The following is an 18,774-nucleotide window of genomic DNA, read 5'->3' as shown; positions in this document are numbered from 1 at the left end:
AAAAACGCTATCCAAAATATAAACTATGACCATAACGCAACTGAAATATGTTTTAGCAGTAGCAGAACATAAAAATTTTACCAAAGCAGCAGAAAAGACTTTTGTAACGCAACCTACATTAAGTATGCAAATTCAAAAGCTAGAAGAAGAATTAGATATTCTTATTTTTGATCGTAGCAAAAAACCTATTGAGTTGACAGAAGTAGGTAATAAACTTGTGCTTCAAGCACGAAATATTGTAAACGAAAGTGAACGTATACAAGATATTGTTGATCAACAAAAAGGATTTATTGGTGGTGAATTTAAACTTGGAGTAATTCCTACAGTAATGCCTACAATCCTACCAATGTTCTTAAACAATTTTATAAAAAAATATCCTAAAGTAAAATTAAAAATAGAAGAGCTAAATACAGAAGCTATAATTGAAGGGCTAATAGATGGGCACTTAGATGCCGCAATTGCAGCAACCCCATTAGAAGATGAAAATATAAAAGAACGTGTATTATATTACGAGCCATTTGTAGGATATATCCCTAGCTCACACAGGTTACATCAGAATAAAAAAATTAATACTTCTGATCTTGATATTGACGATATGTTACTTCTAGAAGATGGCCATTGCTTTAGAGATGGTATTATCAATCTATGTAAGACCAAAAGGAGCTATGATGAAGATCATTTTCAACTAGCAAGTGGTAGTTTTGAAACACTTGTAAAATTAGCCAATGAAGGACTAGGAATGACGCTCCTGCCGTACTTACATACATTAGACATAAAAAATACAGAAAAAGATAATCTTCATTATTTTAATGAACCCTCACCTGCAAGAGAAGTTAGCTTAATCTTTAATAAAAGTGAGCTCAAAATGCAGATCATTGATGCCTTACACACTACTATAGCTGGAGTAGTAAAAGGCGCTATTACTTTTCAAAATGTACAAATCATAAGCCCTATATCAAAAGTAAAAAGCGACTAAAAAGTCGCTTTTTTTTTATTATGATTTTAAATAGATTAGACAAGATTGTAATTCTGGTTGTTTTACTGTTAATGATTGAATCCAGATTTTTAATTCTTCAATCTCGTGCGGAAGTAGTCTGTTTAGTGCTTTTAAAACTTCCTTTGTAAATAGATTAACATCAAAACTCACTTTTTTAAGCACAGTTTTTGTGTAATCAAACATTGCTCTAGCCATAAATTAATAGGGGTTTAAATGTTAGGTTTAAACAAATAGCTGTAGGAATAATCTTATAGTTTTTAAAGTTGTTCTAGCTAATATATGTAAATAAAACTAAAAAAAATGTCTTTTAGCGCTTATTTAACATTGTTAAAAACTATTATCGCCATCCAAAATATCTCCTAAACCGCCTAAAATACTACCTTCTCCTTTACTTTTACCTCCTCCTCTGGGGGCTAATGCCAATACTCTATTTGCAAGTCTACTGAAAGGTAATGATTGTATGTAAACAACTCCTGGCCCAGTCAATGTGGCAAAAAATAATCCTTCACCACCAAAAATGGTATTCTTAATACCTCCTATAAATTCTATATCATAATGAACTCCCTTAGAAAAACCAATAATACAACCCGTATCTACCTTTAATTTTTCTCCAGGCTGTAGCTCTTTTCTACAAGTAGTTCCACCAGCATGTACAAAAGCCATACCATCACCTTCTAGTTTCTGCATAATAAACCCTTCACCTCCAAACAAGCCTCTACCCAATTTACGAGAAAATTCTATTCCTACAGAAACCCCTTTGGCTGCACACAAGAATGCATCTTTCTGACAAATAAATTTCCCTCCATATTCTGTTAAATCTACTGGTATAATCTTACCTGGATACGGTGACGCAAAACTTACTTTCTTTTTACCCCCTACTTGATTATAAAAAGCTGTCATAAACAGACTTTCTCCTGTTAACAATCGCTTACCTGCTCCAAAAATCTTCCCCATAATACCTGTATCCTTTGAAGAACCATCCCCAAATATGGTATCCATCTTTATACCATCATCCATCATCATAAAACTTCCCGCCTCTGCAATTACTCCTTCCTGTGGGTCTAGTTCTATCTCTACATACTGCATTTCTTCACCTATGATCTCATAATCGATTTCGTGTGCTGTCATATTTTTTAATACTACTTTTTATTGATTAATAAATCGTTTCTTTATTGGTAAATGTTTTTCACAAAATGTTACACTTGTACTTCGTAAATGATAAAAGTTTGCTACAGTTTTTTACTTAAGAACACCTTTTATTTCTTCATTAAATTTTTCTGAACGATTTAGAAACTCTTTATTTCCTTTAATGTAAAAGAACTAGTTATACCAACTATATTTTTATATCTAATTGGTATTATATAGATACAATACCATTTTACAATCAGCTTGTTTTTACTTTGATTGTCCACTCAAAATTAAAAACAGATACTTCTATCCCCTCTTTATTGGTTCCAACAGATTTCATCCATACTGTTTGTCCCTCTCCAGTTTCAATTGCTTTTTCTATAGCATCTTTTACCAAATGCCCATCTGTACAAACAAAAGAAATTCTACCTGTAGCTTTCTTTGTAAATGTTGCATTATTAGTAGCTACAAGCATTGAAATTTTTTTTCCACTATTACGTATATACCCAGTGACCAATGCACCAGTTGTAAGCTCTGCAGCCATTCCTTGAACAGCCCAAAACATAGAGTTAAATGGATTCTGATTTATCCACCTATGTTTTACACTAACACTACAAGTCGTTTCATCAATTTTTTTTACACGTACACCGCATAACCATGCAGAAGGTAATTTTACTAATAAGAATGTATTAAGTTTTCTGGGAGTAATATTCATGAATTCATTTTTTTTAAGAATTACAATATAAGCAAAAGAAATAGTTAGCAAAAGTTATTCAATATCTTAAATTTTTGTTAAATTTAGGTACTATGTTTTGCATAATACCTTTTTTTAACCATATATTTGCATAAGCAACTATTATATACTTTATAAAATGTCAATCAAAAATCACAAAAATATTGCAACCTTTATGCATCTTGGTACATTCTCCAAGTATTTTTTCCCTTTTGGAAATTATATTGTACCAATATTATTATGGGTTACCAATAAAGAAAAATCAAGTTTTATAGATACTCACGGTAAAGAAGCTATTAACTTTCAGTTAAGTATCTTATTATATACTGTAATACTAGGTATATTTTCATTTCCTTTTTTTATTTTCAATGTATTTGGAGATGCAACTATTTCTAATTTATTTCACTTTAATGATATATCCATTAATTTTTCTGAAGCAGGAGGATTTAGAACACTCATTGGCGCTTCTTTTATTGGGATAATAGCATTAATTGGTTTTTTTCTTGAAATAATTTTTACTATTAGCGCAGCATTAAAAGCAAATAAAGGAGAAGATTATAAATACCCATTATCAATTCGGTTTATAAAATAGTGAACCTTTCTAAAAAAGAATAGAGAAATAGTATACGATCTAGCCTAATCAACTAGTTCAACATCTAAATTTAATATTGGTGTACTAGTATACTTTGATCTACTTTTTTTTAATAATCATCAATCAAAAAATGAACAGTTTAACAATTAAAAATTAGTTTTATGAAGATCGAAAACACAAAAGCGCAAATGCGCAAAGGTGTTCTGGAATATTGCATACTTTCTATACTTAAGGACGATGATGCGTACGTAGCTGAAATTTTAGAAACCCTTAAAGATGCAAAGATGCTTGTGGTAGAAGGCACTATATACCCCTTATTAACTAGGCTTAAAAATGCAGGGTTATTGAGTTATCGATGGGAAGAATCTACATCTGGACCACCGCGTAAGTACTATGGCCTTACAGAAACAGGAAAATTGTTTCTAAAAGAATTAAACACCACCTGGAATGAATTACAGCACGCTGTAAATCTGGTAACCAAACAAAAAAAGAAGTAACATGAACAAGACAGTCAATATAAATTTAGCAGGCATATTTTTTCATATAGATGAAAACGCTTATCTAAAGCTGCAACATTATCTCGGTGCTATAAAACGCTCATTTACCGACTCTCAAGGTAGAGATGAGATCATATCAGATATTGAAGCTAGAATAGCAGAATTGTTTAGTGAAAAAATTAAAGACGAACGACAGGTTATCGGAAACAAAGAGGTAGAAGAGGTTATTGCCGTAATGGGACAACCAGAAGACTATCAATTAGATGATGAAATCTTTGAGGATGAACCAAAAGAACCTCTTCAAAAAACAAAAATATCTAAACAATTATTTAGAGATACTACAAATTCTTATGTTGGAGGTGTAAGCTCAGGATTAGGTCATTATCTTGGAATTGATCCCATATGGATTCGATTAGCATGGATCTTGTTTACCGTATTTTCTAGTGGTGCATTTATACTTATCTATATCGCATTTTGGATTTTTGCTCCAGAAGCTAAAACTACAGCAGATTTTTTGGCAATGAAAGGAGAAGCTGTCAATATAAGTAATATAGAAAAAAAGATAAAAGAAGGCTTTGATGGTGTTGCAGACACTGTAAAAAATGTAGACTATCAAAAATATAGTAGTAAAGTAAAAAATAGCTCAACTACTTTTTTTGAAGCATTAGGAGATGTACTATTAGTAGTACTAAAAGTATTTGTAAAACTGGTTGGAGTACTTTTTATCATAACTGCTGGATTTACGTTAATCGGTTTATTCATTGGTCTATTTACCATAGGTACATTTGGATTTATGGATACCCCTTGGATAGAATATTTTGAAGTAGGTAGTCACCCTGATGTTCCTCTATGGTTGATCTCTCTTTTATCATTCTTTGCTGTAGGAATCCCATTTTTCTTTCTACTTATTGTTGGATTAAAAATGCTGATAAAAAACTTAAAATCGGTAGGAACCCCTATAAAAATAGGTTTGTTAGGAGTTTGGATATTGTCACTAATCGGGTTAGGTATTCTTGGGATCAGACAAGCTACTCTAGAAGCTTATGATGCAGAAGTTATTTCTGAACAAAAAATGCTTCCTTTTACTAGTAACGATACACTTACTATCAAAATGGAAGGAAACAACAGATATGCAAAACATTTAAGCCATAGAAATAATTACAATATAAAAAGAGATCCTCAAGGTAATAAAGTAATAGTTATTAAGGATATCGAATTATACTTAAAAGCTTCAAAAAAGGATTCAACAGTAGGAATCATCATAGAAAAAAGAGCAGAAGGAAGATCCTATGAAGAAGCCTCAAAAAGAGCAGAAGATCTTAAGTATGGATATATAGTAAATGGTAATACTCTTTTATTAGACGGATATGCTATTACAGAATATGCCAATAAATTTAGAGATCAAGAAGTAAAAGTAACACTTACATTACCAGAAGGGATTACATTATTTGCAGATGATAATACATCAGCATACAATAACTCTTGGAAATATGATGACTATATTACGGTAGATGGTAATGAAGAAAAATACATACAACTTATTGATGGAAAGCTTGAATGTGATACCTGTCCTGAAATTGAAGATGATTGGGAATACAGTGATTCAGATGATAATGACGATGACGACGAAGATGAAATAAAAATAAATATCAATTCTGATGACGAGGATTTTAAACTAAAAATCAATGAAAATGGAGTAGAGCTTAATAACGAACCTGTAAAAGTAAAAATCGACGAGAACGGAATAGAAATAAAAACCGATAATTAATCAAACCTGCACATCACAGGGTAATCAAAAAAACGAACAGTTAAATAATTAAAAAACTAATACCTATGACTACACTAGCCAAAATTATCACAACCCTTTTCTTATCAATAGCATGTTGTTCTTGTAATGTCTCTTTTAATGGGGTCAAAGGCAAAGGAGATGTTATGAAAAAAGAAAGAACAATCAATCAAAAATTTGATGCTGTTAAAGCAAGTAGAGGTTTAGATGTTATCTTAGTAAATAGTTCAGATAAAAAAGTTATTGTAGAAGCAAATAAAAACCTGCATGATATTATAGAGGTATATGTAAAAGACAATACATTGTATGTAACCTCTGATAAAAATATCTTCTCTGCCGATGAAAAAAATGTATATGTATCTTATGCAAAAATAAATAAGATATATGCCAATAGCGGAGCAAGTATATCTTCTGATAAAGCTGTTGTACAAAAAGATCTTGACCTTAGTGCAACTAGTGGAGCAGATATTAATCTACGGGTAAAAGCCGAAACCATAACTACCTCTGTAACCAGTGGTGCTTTTATGGATCTTTCAGGAAAAGTAAATAACCATAACTCTAGTGCTACTAGTGGAGCAAATATTCGAGCAGAGGAATTACTAAGTCTTGTATCAGAAGCAAAAGCGACCAGTGGTGCTTCTATCAGAATTTATGCAAAAAACGATTTTACAGGAAAGGCAACTAGCGGAGGAAATGTAGTCTATTACGGTAACCCAGAAAAAGTATCAGAAGTAGATAACTCTGGAGGGAATGTAAGAAGGAATTAAAGACTAATCAATCTAATCAACCAAAAACTGCCTGATCAAATGATAAACTATCATTATTCAGGCAGTTATCTTTTATATACTTTATCGAGTCAAAGTATTAATTTTATCAGCTACAGTTCCTTTTTCTCCAAGTCTTACAATCATCAAAATCATCTTTGCAATACTTCCTGGGTTGGTTATAATATCAGCATTCTTAGCTACTTTTACATCTCTATTTTCTATAAGAATATCAATTTTATCTTGCGATGTGCTAGCAACTTCTTTTGCAAATCGCCAAGCTCCATCTCTAGCTAACTCCATGCTAAAATCAATTAAAAAATCATCAACTTTACGGGTAAATTTCAATATCTTTTTCAAAGTTGGCCAAATTCGCGACAAATCATCTTCTACATCTGTAACCAATGATGATAATATCTCATTGATTTTATCAAAATCTCCTTTTAGTTCTTCGATAGTATCGCCTTTAGAAACTTGAGCTGCAGCAATTCCCAGATCAAGACTAATATGAGCATTGATCCCAATTAATAAATGCTGTAAAACAATTGGCCAATACTCCTTTGATAAATCAAATGCTTTTTTCCAAGACAAGGTAATCTCCTTATTATTCTTATACCCATCATAAGCATCCAAATACCTACTTGCAAAAACAACATCAAGCATTTCCATTCTTGGGCCATCATCAAAAAAATCATTTTCTATCCCCATTTTAACCTCAACAGTTACCTTTTTATACAATGCTGCAAAATAACCTAATGGATTATTAGTTGTTTTTGATTCTGTTATAATATGATCCAGTGTATCAATAACATCATCTATGGTATGAATAGGTTTCAAAATTATAGGTTGGTTTTAGGTTTTAAAAAATACGGTATTTATCTCTCTTACAAATGGTTCCTTTATAATCGGCATCCATTCTATTAACTTTAAATGTAATTCTTATTTATAATATAAGTCTATTTATATTTGTAGACAAGTTCTGAAGTGATTTAAACCTTTTTATTCAACTTTGATGAGAATCAAAAAAATTAAACCGCTTCTCTATATACAACCACTATACTTAAACATAAAATTTTTAGTTTATACTAGTATAATTTTTACACAAATATGAGAACATCAATATTATTACTATGTGTAGTATTCGCATTAGGGAACACATATGGGCAAAAAGCAAAAATTAAAGGTAACAAAATTGTAAGCACAGAATTATTAGATATTGAAAGCTTTCATAGCATAGAAATCTATGAAGGTTTTGAAGTTACTCTAGATGAAAATAGTGACAATCAAGTCAGAATTGAAGCCGATAGTAACCTGCAGGAAATCATAAAAGTAGAAGTAATCGATAGTATCTTAACTATTACAACAGAAAAAGATATTAAACGTGCAAAAGCATTACTTCTTGATATTTTCTATACTACAGAATTAAAAAAAATCACTTTACATGACAAAGCATCGATAAAATCACTATCTCCAATTCAAACCAAAAAATTAGAGATAGAAGTAAATGATCACGCCGAGGTATTTCTAACTACAGAAGTTTCACAAATAAAATGTATTACCAACAAAAAAGCTCTTGCTGAACTACATGTATCAGCCCAACAAGTGAATTATCAAATTAATGAAAACTCTGAGTTAAAAGGTATCATTAATACCGACAGTCTTACTATTGACCTCTACCAAAAAGGAAATGCAATACTAGAAGGAGAAGTGAAATCTTTATTGGTAAGAGCAGATAATGATACTGATTTTTATGGCGAGAAATTAAATGCAAATAGCACCACTTTAATTGCAGAAGGGTCTAGTGATTGCTATGTTTTAACCAATGAAAATATACAGATTACAGCCAAAGATAAGACAGAAATATATCTTCTTGGAGAACCAAAAGTTACCATAGATACGTTTGCCAATGAGGCTACATTATATAAGAAAAACGCAGACTATGTTCCCAACAAGTTTAAAAATAAGTTCCTTTAAGATATATTATACCAAATAAACATATAAAAGCGGTTTAAACTTTTTTCAATTCGCTATAAAAATGCTCTTTTTCACCCAATAGAAGTTTTGTGAAATATGTTTAATCTAACTTTATTACAAAAAAAAGCTATCAAAAATGAGTTCATTTTTGATAGCTTTTTTATTTCTAAATTATATCGGTTATATCGACTTTAAGCAGAAACTTCTTCATTTGTTTCTATCGTAGCCAGATATCGCTCTGCATCTAGTGCAGCCATACATCCTGTACCTGCAGCTGTAACAGCTTGCCTATATTCTTTATCTTGAACATCTCCAGAAGCAAACACACCTGGTATATTTGTTTTAGTAGATTTTCCTTCTGTTATCAGATAACCAGTATCGTCCATATCCAATTGCCCTTTAAAAATATCTGTATTTGGTTTATGGCCAATTGCAATAAATAAACCTGTAATCTCTATTTCTTCTTTACTACCTGTTTGATTATTTACCATTCGTAATCCTTCTACCACTTGCTCTCCAAGAACCTCATCAACCTCGGTGTTATACATCACTTTTATATTAGATGTATTATTTACTCGATGTTGCATTGCTTTAGAAGCTCTCATATGATCTTTACGTACCAACATAGTAACATTCTTACATATATTCGCTAGATAGGTAGCCTCTTCTGCAGCAGTATCTCCTGCTCCAACAATTGCTACATCTTGTCCTTTATAGAAAAACCCATCACAAACGGCACATGCTGAAACACCACCACCTCTTAACTTTTGCTCACTAGGTAAGCCAAGATATTTTGCAGTAGCTCCTGTAGAAATAATAACAGTTTCTGCTTCAATTTCTGTTGTATTATCTACAGTAACTTTATGAATTCCTCCAGCCGTTTTATTAAAATCAACAGCTGTCACCATCCCAATACGTACTTCTGTACCAAAACGTTCTGCTTGTTGTTGCAATTGTACCATCATTGTAGGTCCATCTATCCCTTCTGGATATCCAGGAAAATTATCTACCTCTGTTGTGGTAGTCAATTGCCCTCCTGGTTCCATACCAGTATACATAACAGGTTTAAGATCTGCTCTCGATGCATATATTGCCGCAGTATATCCTGCTGGTCCTGAACCTATAATAAGGCACTTGATTCTTTCTATTGTATTAGACATATCCGTTTCGTTTTTTATAATGTAAAAGTAGCAATTTGCGCACAAACCTTACAGTAAAGTTATTAAGAATTATTATAAGCCTATAAAGCATAATTATCAGAATTAAACAAAAGAAAGTATCAGTATTGCTACAATACTATTACATTTACACCAGATTAAGGATAAGAACAAAATGATAATTTTTGACACTTTAGACATTTTGGGTACAGCCGCTTTTGCAATATCAGGAGCATTAAGTGCTATGAACAGAAAGTTTGACCTTTTTGGGATTTTTATAATTGCCTTTGTTACCTCGATTGGAGGAGGTACAATTAGAGATATACTAATAGGTAATACCCCTGTATCATGGATGCAAAATACCACAAACATGTATCTCATAGGTGGAATTACAATACTTGCAATTGTTTTTAGAAATAAAATCGATTATCTTAAAAAATCTCTTTTTTTATTTGATACCATCGGATTAGGTATATTTACTATTATTGGTGTAGAAGCAGGGATCAAAACTAATCTTGCTCCTATAATATCGGTAGCTCTTGGAGCAACAACAGGTTGTTTTGGAGGAGTTGTAAGAGATATTTTATGTAATGAAATCCCAGTAATATTCAGAAAAGAAATTTATGCAACCGCATCTATAACCGGAGGGATTTGTTATATGATTTTATATCACCTTCATCTAGATCAGGATATAATCTATATCTCTACTGCAACTCTTATTATTATTATTCGATTACTTGTTGTAAAATACAAAGTATCGTTACCCCTATTTACTACCAAAAATCAAGATACAGCAAAATAAATTACCTCGGGGTAAGCTCACAAAGTATTCATTTGAAACGAACTTTTAATTTCGGAGCATTAAAATCTCACTTAGTGTGTAAATCGATTATTTTATAAAAACCTTAATAGTCTTAGCTTGTATTAATCCTTATATTTCGCTTGTCGTTTTGTTTAAACACATACCCAATCCTTATATTTATTAAGTGAATGAAAAAAATTACTACACTTCTTTTTATTGTAATTACATATTGTGTTACAAGCCAAACCACTACCGCAATTTCTCCAGTTTTTCCAGAGATTCTCTCACAATTCCCTTCAGTTAGAGATTATACAATCTCTTCTACACATGATGAAATCTACTTTACAGTTCAAGGATACGCTGGTGAACTATCTACCATTATAAAAATCACAAAAAAGGATAGCAATTGGTCATCACCAGAGATTGCACCTTTTTCTGGTCAGTTTGACGATCTAGAAGCAATGTTCTCTCCTGATGGGCTTAAATTATTTTTTGTATCCAACAGACCTTTAGAAAATACAGATACAAAAGCAAAAGACTACGATATTTGGTATATTAAAAGATCTGATATTACTGCTAAATGGTCTGCTCCTATCAATATAGGAAACCCAATCAATACAAAAGGAGATGAGTTTTATCCTTCTGTAGCCACAAACGGAAATTTATACTTTACCAGTACAGCTACTGCTTCAAAAGGAAAAGATGATATCTTTGTAAGCACATGGCAAAATAATACGTATACAAATCCTGTCTCTCTAAGTGAAGCTATTAATTCTGAAGGGTATGAATACAATTCATATATTGCTCCAGACGAGTCATTTTTACTTTTTGGAGCCTATAAACGTAAAGATGGCATAGGCAGTGGTGATTTATATATCTCTTATCGTTCTACAGAAGGAACTTGGTCTAAGGCCAAAAATCTCTCTGCAAAAATAAACTCAGATAAGATGGATTATTGTCCATTTTATGACTCAAAAACACAAATACTCTACTTTACCAGCAAAAGAAACGAGATTATTACCAAAAGGAGTAAATCACTTGAGCTAAAACATCTTTTAAAAATGATGCACTCATATCAAAATGGATTAAGTAGAATCTACAAAACTCATATAAAACTTTAATAATCAGTATTTTTTATTTTTAACATTACCTTTATTACTTTCTAGAGCAAAAGAAGAATCCAATTTTGTATTTTTGCACGAAATTTAAACCGTATTGATGAGAATTCTATTCTCCATACTATTATTTATTTCTTTTGCTATACGACCCGCTATAGAAATCAGTACTGTTCTCTATTACCAGCTTAATATTGATACTATTGTAGAAAAATATTGTGTCAACAAAGAGCGTCCACGTCTTAATTGTAATGGTAAATGTTACCTGATGAATCAACTAAATGCAAAAACACAATCATCATCAGAAAACACAGATACTACATTAATAACAGAAGCTTTTTTACCTTTATTTTTTCAAGAAAATACAATAGGAATTGAAAACACAAATTCGCTAACTACAGAACCTGTTCAAAACTGGAAATTACAATGTTTCCATATAAAAAATGTTTCAAAAGACATTGACCACCCTCCTCAACATCACCTCTCATAATTATTCTATTATTTTTTTGAATCGCTTATGATAATCGATTCAAAAGTTGAATATTGTAAAAAAACAACCTTGCATTTATTAAATAGCATGATGTTTTTTGATTGTATACTACCATACTCTATTTCATAAAGCTACAACCAAAATCATGAATTTGGTTATAGTTTATTATTAGAATTAAAATGAGGATTATAAATCGCATAATAAAATACAATTCACTTTTATATGCAATAATTGTAATCGCAGTTATTATCAAAAAATTCTGAAATAATACCAATGCTAGCTTGGTTTTAATTTCCATATCCTAAATAGAATATATAGGAAAATATCGGTTATATATTAAAAACTGCTTTACCATTATTACAAAGTATCTAATAAATACAGATAAAGGTTAAAAAAAACCTTAACTACTGATTTACAGGATACAATATAAAAAACAAAAATAGGTTTAAAAAGTAAAAGCACATCTATTCACCTGTAATAGAAACGCTTATAGATTACACAAAATGAAAAACATATTAATTTTTGCTATTGTCCTTTGTCTAGGAACATATAGCTACGCACAACAATCCTACAAAGGAAAAATAGTTGACACCTCTAATAACCCATTATCTGGAGCAACTATTATCGAATCAAACAACATTGAGAACGGGGTCATGAGTGATACCGATGGACTCTTTACCATCTCTCTTCAAAACTCGACAGAAATAACCATTAGTTTTTTGGGATATATTACCAAAAAAATACGTTTAACCAGTGATTTCAATACCATTAGACTTACATCTGACAATGTATTATTAGAAGAAGTTCTAGTTACTTCGGCTAATAGAGAAATCCAAAAACGTTCTGAAGTACCAGGATCTATTTCATCAATAAACAAACAAGCAATTGCAGAAACCAAAGCTTTTGGTATTGATCAATTAGTAAATCAAGTTCCTGGAGTATTTATGCCAACCTCTAGAGCAGCTAGCAATGAGCAACATTTTATGGCGGTACGTTCTCCTATTTCTACAAAAGCATTATTCTTGTTTCTAGAAGATGGATTACAAATTAGACCTACCTCTGTATTCAACCACAATGCATTATTAGAAATGAATAATGTGTCTTTTGGTCGTATTGAAGTTCTAAAAGGACCTGCCTCTAGTATTTATGGTAGTGAAGCTATAGGAGGAAGCTTTAATTTTATCACAAAAAATCCTACAGAAAATTTAAGTGGTAGCCTTGCTTTTCAAACAAATGATCTAGGATTATCCCGATATGAGCTTGAAGTTTCTGACCAAACAAGTGAAAAATTCGGATTCTATCTTGGTAGTCATTTTGTCAAGAGAAAAGAAGGACCTATTGGTCATAGTGATTATGAAAAATTAGCCGTTACCTTCAAAACTGTATATGATATCAATACCTCAACAAAATGGACTACTGTTTTTGATATAATTGATTTTCGCTCTGATATGTCTGGTTCTTTAAGTGAAAGAAATTATAACGAAGGAAATTATGAAAGTGATCAAACCTTTACAGAGAGAGAAGCAATCTCATTTAGAGCAAGGACTACTCTCGATAAATTCTGGAATGACAACAATAAAACCTCATTCAACTTTTTGGTAAGAAATAACCGAATGGATCAAATTCCTTCATATAGAATTAGACAATTCAGAAATCAAGGTCAATTAACAGGGCTTGGATCAGGAGAAGTAAACTCTAATCGATTCACTAGTTTTGTAGGGTTAATTCAACATAAATTAGATTTTAATTTTGCAAACTCCTCTTTAATTATTGGAGCAACAGCAGATTATTCTCCTCAGGACTATGTCTCAGAGACTACAAGAGTTATTGTTGACCCTGAAACAAGAAAAAATCTTGACTACACTATTAATTCGGGAGACTTTATTCTTAATTATGAGGCTGACATCCTTAATTATGCAAGTTTTTTCCAGTATGAGATATCACCAATAGATGCCTTAAAAATAACCGCAGCACTACGCTATGATGGATTTGAATACGATTATGATAATCAAATAGAAAATTCTGGAGCAGAAGATGCTGTTGATAATTTTAATAACCTGACTCCAAAACTAGGAATCAATTATAATTTTAATTCTAAAACAGGAGTATACACAAATTATTCACAAGGGTTTACGCCTCCTCAAGTTTCTACTTTATATCGTAATCGAAATGAATTACGAGGCATTACTCCTAGCCGTTATCATAATTATGAAATCGGAGGATATTTTAGTATTCCTTCTAAGTTAAAATTTGATTTAGCAGTATATCTTCTAGATGGGCAAAATACATTGGTAACAATGAGGGATGAAAACGATAACTTTTTTAGTACTAATGCAGGTAAAACAAGGTCATATGGTGTTGAATATGGTATTACCTGGAAACCAATAAAAGAATTATCCCTTACTCATAATGGTAGTTATGCACAACACCGATATGTCGACTTTTTTGACCGAGGAATAGACTACTCTGATACGGATAGAAAAACAGCTCCGAATCTTATGGGTACTTCTTTAATAACATATCAAAAGAATTTTGAAAACACTTTTGGGTTTAGTATAACTGCAGAGCAAGAATTAATAGGTGAATACAACACCAGTTTTGAAAATCAAATCGATAATGAAGACGGTACTTTTAGTACAGAAACTTATAGTGGTCATTCTATTTTTAACCTAAGAGCATCTGTACAATACAAAGGCTTTGAGGTATGGGGTCATGCACTTAATATTTTTGATGAATTGTATGCTACCAGAGCCTCTTTCAATCGATTCAGAGGAGAAAATAGTTATACCATCGGTAACCCTAGAGCTTTTCATTTAGGAGTACGATATAATTTCTAGTAACCAGCCCCTACAGGACTATTTTGGCCTGATACAATATGCCTGTAGGGGTTATTTTTACTTAAAAAAATGAAAAAAAACAAAAAACTAAATCAATGGCTTTGGAAATGGCATTTTATAGCTGGATTGATATCACTTCCGTTTATAGCTGTATTATCTATAACTGGAGCTGTATATTTATTTAAAACTGATTATGAAGCTCCTAGACAACGACATATAAAAGAAGTTGCTATACAGGAAAAACCTATTTCTCTTCAACAGCAATGGGAAATTGCAAACAAGAATGCTAGCAAAAAACCCAATGCTATGATCTTATCTACCGCTACAAATCAGGCAACAGAATTTGTATCAGGCCGATTTAGTGGGAAACGTAGTTTATACATAAATCCATATTCAGGTAAAATCTCGGGAGAGATCATTAGTAACCAAACAGATATGTACCTGATTAGAAAATTACATGGAGAACTATTGACTGGTAAATTTGGAACCAAAATCATAGAACTTATTGCAAGTTGGATGGTGGTTTTGATCATTACAGGTCTATACGTATGGTGGCCTGTGCGAGATTGGAAGATAAAAGGGTATTTTATACCACGAATAAATCAAGGTAGAAGAATATTTTTTAGAGATATTCATGCAATAACAGGATTTTGGACTTCTGGTTTATTAATCCTTATTCTAGCAGGGGGTTTTCCTTGGACTGATGTGTTTGGTAAAAACTTCAAGGAAGTTCAAAAAATAACTAATACTGGATATCCTTCTAGCTGGAATGCTCACCATATACAATCTCAAACAACAGGAAAAATGGTGACTCTTGATCAAATTGCTGATCAAGCAATATCACTTGATCTGCCAGGTACAGTAACTATTCAATTCCCTAAAGGCCCCAAAGGAGTCTATAGTATCTCTAATAGTAACCCTGCTGATTTGAATACCCAAAAAAAGATTCATTTTGATCAATACTCTGGTAAACAAATTTTAGCAAACCAATGGGATGATGTAGGTATATTAATGCGAGGGCGTATGTGGGTGATGGCTTTTCATCAAGGAGAGTTTGGTCTATGGAATTGGTGGTTAATGCTTTTTACTGCCATAGCCTTAACTGTTATGAGTATATCTGCACTCATATCATATATTCAAAGAAAACGAAAAGGATCATGGGGAATTCCTAAAGTACCTTCAACTTTTAAGATAGGATATGGTATCATATGTATTATAGGAATTCTTGCAATTCTATTCCCCTTATTTGGTATCAGTCTTCTTTTTATAGTAAGTATAGAATATTTAAGAAATAAAAAAAACGTACACCTTGATTGACATAATACTATACATATTGATTTTAGCCATCTTATTTAGTTTATTCCATATTATTATACAACTGCGTATAATGAATAGAATAGAACAACAATACAAAGAAGCTAAACTTCCTCAAAAAAAGGAAAAATAATATCTTTGGTTCGTTTTTTTCTACAGAAATAGAATGATCCATTTTATTATTCAAAACAATTACAAACAAAAAACATTAATAACATTTAAAAAAATCATAATTATGAAATTATCTTTCTTATACTCAGCTTTATTAGCACTTCTTATATGTGTATCATGCAACCAGTTATCAAAAGAAGAACAAGAGTTTGATGTACTCATGCAAAAAGTAATTGATGTACATGACGAAGTAATGCCAAAAATGGGAGAAATGAGTAGCTTGATTAAAGATTTAGAATCAAAAATAGATACTACTGCCCAAGGGCAATCGTATGCCAAAGCTCAAAAAGATGTAAAAGATGCGTATGACTTTATGATGACATGGATGAGTGATTTTAGTGATCAATTTCCTCATGAGGAAGAAAGTTCTAAAACAGACCCAGAAAAACTATCTTCTCAAATGAAACTACTTAAAGAAGAAGAAGTAAAAGTTACGAAACTCAAAGAACAAATTAATTCAAGTATAGAAAACGCAAAACAATTATTACAAAAGTCGTAACATCTGGTTACTATGTTATTTATAAAAATGTTTTACTTTAGCAATTGCAACAAATCATATTAAAAATCAATGAAAAAAATAATTTTACTTGTTTGTGTATTGTTTATGTCTACTCTATCTATTCATGCACAGAAAAAAAAGGATCTTCTAGAAGAAATAGATAAATTACGAAAAGAGCTAAATACTACTAAGTCATCATTAAATGATTCTCGTAAAAAAGAGAAAGCTACTTTGACAGAAGTAAAAACTATGGAAGCTCAAGTGAAAGACCTTAAAGAGACAAATGCTTCTCTTTTAAATAACATGAGTAGTTTTACCCAGTTATCAAATCAAAAAGCCAAAAACCTAGAAACCTCTCTAAAGAGTCTTCAGGAAAAAGACAAGCAAATAAAAGTCGTGAATGATGCTATTGGAAAAAGCGATTCTATCAAGCTGGCAACATTAACTGTTTTTAAAAATGCTCTTGGTGGTGAAGCTAATATTGCTTTAAAAAATGGAGCTGTATTAATCACGTTAGCCAATGCCACTTTATTTGGTAATGATGATAGTGCTGTTATTGATGCTAAGGCAAAAGGTGTTTTAGGAAAAATTGCTTCGGCTTTAAACTCAAAACCTGATCTTAAAATCATAGTAGAAGGAAATAGTAATGCTATAAGTTTTAAGGACAAAAGTATCAAAGACAATTGGGACCTTAGTTCAAAACAAGCTTCTGCAGTAGTGAGAGCACTTCAAATTGATCATAAAGTAGATCCAAAAAGAATGGAAGTTCTAGGAAAAAGTGAATATGGTTCTCAAAGTATAGAAACTGCTACTAGAATTATTATCGATCCAAAATTTGATGAATTCTACGGGCTTATAAAAGAAAATATGAAAAACGGTTCCAAAGAATAAAAAATCATATCTATAGTATAAAAAAGCCTGATCAATTTGATCAGGCTTTTTTATACTAATAATAGCTACATTCTTTTGCCAAAGAAATCAAATTATAAAAAATTATAATCATTGCTAACGAAAAGGCACAATACTCAATTTTAAAAACCTACAAAAAATCATAGTGTGATTGGTTTCTTTATCACTACATTTCATCTTAAAACATCTATTCTCTAAACAATATCTAAACTACAATTCATATCTCTTTGTAAGCAAAACAATACATAAAATAATTAAGTAAATTTTATGGAAAATAAAAATATAAATGAAATATGTAAGAATAGTCCTATGTAATCGACTAAATAGAAATGTTGAGGCATTGATAGGAGTTGAATTATTAAAATCCCTTCATAATGGGTTTGTTTAAATGTTTTATCTCAACTCCTTCATGTCATATATACTACTTATTACAAACGTTCAAATATCTAATTTAGAAACAATAAGTATCATTGTTGGTATCTCATTTATTAATTAGCACATCCAGAACTTCTTTTTTTCAAAGTCAATAACTCTTGGCCCATCAGAACATCCTCCTACCTCTTCAATATTAATATCCTTTTTGTTGGTTCCTATTATCCAAACTCCTGATTTATGTCTTAAAATTTTTCCTTCATCTATGATTTCGCCCTTTTTTTTCAATATCATTTCTCCATCACCATCATAAAGCACTCTTACAACTCCTTCTTTAATTATCACAATCACTTTTTCACCCATTGATTTCCCTCCCCACTCTGCAAACGCAATATCATACTTATATTCTCCATCAGAAGGAATATTTTTAGTTTTTGAACTTTGGGCAAGTGTGATATTAAAAGTCAAAAAAAACAGTAAAACAAAGAATTTCATTTTTTCATAATATTTATAATTATACATAACATATCTGTAATATATATAAATTATAATATATAGCAATCGACTTATTATTAAAAAAATAGGGCTCGGAATATCCGAACCCTATTCAATCAATTATAGTCTTAAAATTTAAAGT

Annotated in this window: 19 protein-coding genes; 13 read left to right on the top strand and 6 right to left on the bottom strand. The window is 31.3% G+C overall.

Annotated elements, in window-relative coordinates; all coding sequences use genetic code 11:
• Positions 1-25 precede the first annotated feature (25 nt).
• Complete coding sequence (locus DG508_RS20220) at positions 26-976, top strand: LysR family transcriptional regulator (RefSeq protein WP_108870130.1); 951 nt, start codon at positions 26-28, stop codon at positions 974-976.
• 18 nt (positions 977-994) lie between these two features.
• Here the strand turns inward: DG508_RS20220 and DG508_RS20215 are convergent, their stop codons facing one another.
• From DG508_RS20215 to DG508_RS20205, 3 genes are all read right to left on the bottom strand, one after another.
• Entirely contained in the window at positions 995-1,192 is a 198-nt protein-coding gene (locus tag DG508_RS20215) for a hypothetical protein (RefSeq protein WP_025664664.1), read from the bottom strand.
• 132 nt (positions 1,193-1,324) lie between these two features.
• Entirely contained in the window at positions 1,325-2,125 is an 801-nt protein-coding gene (locus DG508_RS20210; RefSeq protein WP_108870128.1) for a TIGR00266 family protein, read from the bottom strand.
• 256 nt (positions 2,126-2,381) lie between these two features.
• Complete coding sequence (locus tag DG508_RS20205; RefSeq protein WP_108870126.1) at positions 2,382-2,840, bottom strand: DUF4442 domain-containing protein; 459 nt, start codon at positions 2,838-2,840, stop codon at positions 2,382-2,384.
• Positions 2,841-2,997: 157 nt separating this feature from the next.
• Here DG508_RS20205 and DG508_RS20200 point away from each other — a divergent pair, with 157 nt between their 5' ends.
• From DG508_RS20200 to DG508_RS20185, 4 genes are all read left to right on the top strand, one after another.
• Positions 2,998-3,450 (top strand): DUF4870 domain-containing protein, encoded by a 453-nt coding sequence (locus DG508_RS20200; RefSeq protein WP_103866432.1) that lies wholly within the window; start codon positions 2,998-3,000, stop codon positions 3,448-3,450.
• Positions 3,451-3,611: 161 nt separating this feature from the next.
• Complete coding sequence (locus DG508_RS20195; RefSeq protein ID WP_103866433.1) at positions 3,612-3,947, top strand: PadR family transcriptional regulator; 336 nt, start codon at positions 3,612-3,614, stop codon at positions 3,945-3,947.
• 1 nt (position 3,948) lies between these two features.
• Complete coding sequence (locus DG508_RS20190; protein ID WP_108870124.1) at positions 3,949-5,715, top strand: PspC domain-containing protein; 1,767 nt, start codon at positions 3,949-3,951, stop codon at positions 5,713-5,715.
• A gap of 65 nt (positions 5,716-5,780) precedes the next feature.
• Entirely contained in the window at positions 5,781-6,500 is a 720-nt protein-coding gene (locus tag DG508_RS20185) for a head GIN domain-containing protein (protein WP_108870122.1), read from the top strand.
• A gap of 81 nt (positions 6,501-6,581) precedes the next feature.
• Here DG508_RS20185 and DG508_RS20180 read toward each other — a convergent pair whose 3' ends face one another.
• The gene (locus DG508_RS20180; protein ID WP_108870120.1) at positions 6,582-7,334 is read right to left on the bottom strand and encodes a DUF5995 family protein; all 753 of its coding nucleotides are present in this window, start codon (positions 7,332-7,334) and stop codon (positions 6,582-6,584) included.
• 270 nt (positions 7,335-7,604) lie between these two features.
• Here DG508_RS20180 and DG508_RS20175 point away from each other — a divergent pair, with 270 nt between their 5' ends.
• A complete protein-coding gene (locus tag DG508_RS20175) occupies positions 7,605-8,471 on the top strand; it encodes a GIN domain-containing protein (protein WP_108870118.1) in 867 nt (288 codons plus the stop codon).
• A gap of 191 nt (positions 8,472-8,662) precedes the next feature.
• On the opposite strand, the gene trxB is transcribed toward DG508_RS20175, so the two are convergent.
• Positions 8,663-9,631 carry a thioredoxin-disulfide reductase gene (gene trxB / locus DG508_RS20170; RefSeq protein ID WP_108870116.1) on the bottom strand — a complete coding sequence of 323 codons (969 nt, stop codon included), beginning with the start codon at positions 9,629-9,631 and terminating at the stop codon, positions 8,663-8,665.
• Positions 9,632-9,803: 172 nt separating this feature from the next.
• Between trxB and DG508_RS20165 the strand changes: the two genes are divergently transcribed.
• The 7 genes from DG508_RS20165 to DG508_RS20135 all read left to right on the top strand — a co-directional run bounded on the left by DG508_RS20165 (position 9,804) and on the right by DG508_RS20135 (position 17,747).
• Positions 9,804-10,430: a trimeric intracellular cation channel family protein gene (locus DG508_RS20165; protein ID WP_108870114.1), complete on the top strand. Its 627-nt coding sequence runs from the start codon at positions 9,804-9,806 to the stop codon at positions 10,428-10,430.
• A 188-nt stretch (positions 10,431-10,618) separates the two neighbouring features.
• Positions 10,619-11,551, top strand: a complete 933-nt coding sequence (locus DG508_RS20160) for a TolB-like translocation protein (RefSeq protein ID WP_108870112.1) — start codon at positions 10,619-10,621, stop codon at positions 11,549-11,551.
• A 97-nt stretch (positions 11,552-11,648) separates the two neighbouring features.
• Positions 11,649-12,035 (top strand): hypothetical protein, encoded by a 387-nt coding sequence (locus DG508_RS20155; protein WP_108870110.1) that lies wholly within the window; start codon positions 11,649-11,651, stop codon positions 12,033-12,035.
• A gap of 503 nt (positions 12,036-12,538) precedes the next feature.
• Entirely contained in the window at positions 12,539-14,872 is a 2,334-nt protein-coding gene (locus DG508_RS20150) for a TonB-dependent receptor domain-containing protein (RefSeq protein ID WP_108870108.1), read from the top strand.
• Between the two features lie 69 nt (positions 14,873-14,941).
• Positions 14,942-16,189: a PepSY-associated TM helix domain-containing protein gene (locus DG508_RS20145; RefSeq protein ID WP_108870106.1), complete on the top strand. Its 1,248-nt coding sequence runs from the start codon at positions 14,942-14,944 to the stop codon at positions 16,187-16,189.
• Positions 16,190-16,421: 232 nt separating this feature from the next.
• Positions 16,422-16,856, top strand: coding sequence for a hypothetical protein (locus DG508_RS20140; protein WP_159090948.1), 435 nt, complete (start codon positions 16,422-16,424; stop codon positions 16,854-16,856).
• 69 nt (positions 16,857-16,925) lie between these two features.
• Positions 16,926-17,747, top strand: a complete 822-nt coding sequence (locus tag DG508_RS20135) for an OmpA family protein (protein WP_108870102.1) — start codon at positions 16,926-16,928, stop codon at positions 17,745-17,747.
• A gap of 510 nt (positions 17,748-18,257) precedes the next feature.
• Here the strand turns inward: DG508_RS20135 and DG508_RS20130 are convergent.
• A complete protein-coding gene (locus DG508_RS20130) occupies positions 18,258-18,632 on the bottom strand; it encodes a hypothetical protein (protein WP_159090947.1) in 375 nt (124 codons plus the stop codon).
• Positions 18,633-18,774 lie beyond the last annotated feature (142 nt).

It is taken from the genome of Aquimarina aquimarini (genome assembly GCF_900299535.1).
Lineage (GTDB): Bacteria > Bacteroidota > Bacteroidia > Flavobacteriales > Flavobacteriaceae > Aquimarina > Aquimarina aquimarini.
This window is presented reverse-complemented; position numbering and strand designations above follow the sequence as displayed.

What these genes read in the sequence shown, in the direction of transcription:
- DG508_RS20210 (WP_108870128.1), bottom strand. Translation starts at nt 2,125, where the DNA reads ATGACAGCACACGAAATCGATTATGAGATCATAGGTGAAGAAATGCAG.
- DG508_RS20215 (WP_025664664.1), bottom strand. Translation starts at nt 1,192, where the DNA reads ATGGCTAGAGCAATGTTTGATTACACAAAAACTGTGCTTAAAAAAGTG.
- DG508_RS20150 (WP_108870108.1), top strand. Translation starts at nt 12,539, where the DNA reads ATGAAAAACATATTAATTTTTGCTATTGTCCTTTGTCTAGGAACATAT.
- DG508_RS20200 (WP_103866432.1), top strand. Translation starts at nt 2,998, where the DNA reads ATGTCAATCAAAAATCACAAAAATATTGCAACCTTTATGCATCTTGGT.
- DG508_RS20195 (WP_103866433.1), top strand. Translation starts at nt 3,612, where the DNA reads ATGAAGATCGAAAACACAAAAGCGCAAATGCGCAAAGGTGTTCTGGAA.
- DG508_RS20145 (WP_108870106.1), top strand. Translation starts at nt 14,942, where the DNA reads ATGAAAAAAAACAAAAAACTAAATCAATGGCTTTGGAAATGGCATTTT.
- DG508_RS20220 (WP_108870130.1), top strand. Translation starts at nt 26, where the DNA reads ATGACCATAACGCAACTGAAATATGTTTTAGCAGTAGCAGAACATAAA.
- DG508_RS20205 (WP_108870126.1), bottom strand. Translation starts at nt 2,840, where the DNA reads ATGAATATTACTCCCAGAAAACTTAATACATTCTTATTAGTAAAATTA.
- DG508_RS20130 (WP_159090947.1), bottom strand. Translation starts at nt 18,632, where the DNA reads ATGAAATTCTTTGTTTTACTGTTTTTTTTGACTTTTAATATCACACTT.
- DG508_RS20155 (WP_108870110.1), top strand. Translation starts at nt 11,649, where the DNA reads ATGAGAATTCTATTCTCCATACTATTATTTATTTCTTTTGCTATACGA.
- DG508_RS20175 (WP_108870118.1), top strand. Translation starts at nt 7,605, where the DNA reads ATGAGAACATCAATATTATTACTATGTGTAGTATTCGCATTAGGGAAC.
- DG508_RS20140 (WP_159090948.1), top strand. Translation starts at nt 16,422, where the DNA reads ATGAAATTATCTTTCTTATACTCAGCTTTATTAGCACTTCTTATATGT.
- DG508_RS20190 (WP_108870124.1), top strand. Translation starts at nt 3,949, where the DNA reads ATGAACAAGACAGTCAATATAAATTTAGCAGGCATATTTTTTCATATA.
- trxB (WP_108870116.1), bottom strand. Translation starts at nt 9,631, where the DNA reads ATGTCTAATACAATAGAAAGAATCAAGTGCCTTATTATAGGTTCAGGA.
- DG508_RS20135 (WP_108870102.1), top strand. Translation starts at nt 16,926, where the DNA reads ATGAAAAAAATAATTTTACTTGTTTGTGTATTGTTTATGTCTACTCTA.
- DG508_RS20160 (WP_108870112.1), top strand. Translation starts at nt 10,619, where the DNA reads ATGAAAAAAATTACTACACTTCTTTTTATTGTAATTACATATTGTGTT.
- DG508_RS20185 (WP_108870122.1), top strand. Translation starts at nt 5,781, where the DNA reads ATGACTACACTAGCCAAAATTATCACAACCCTTTTCTTATCAATAGCA.
- DG508_RS20165 (WP_108870114.1), top strand. Translation starts at nt 9,804, where the DNA reads ATGATAATTTTTGACACTTTAGACATTTTGGGTACAGCCGCTTTTGCA.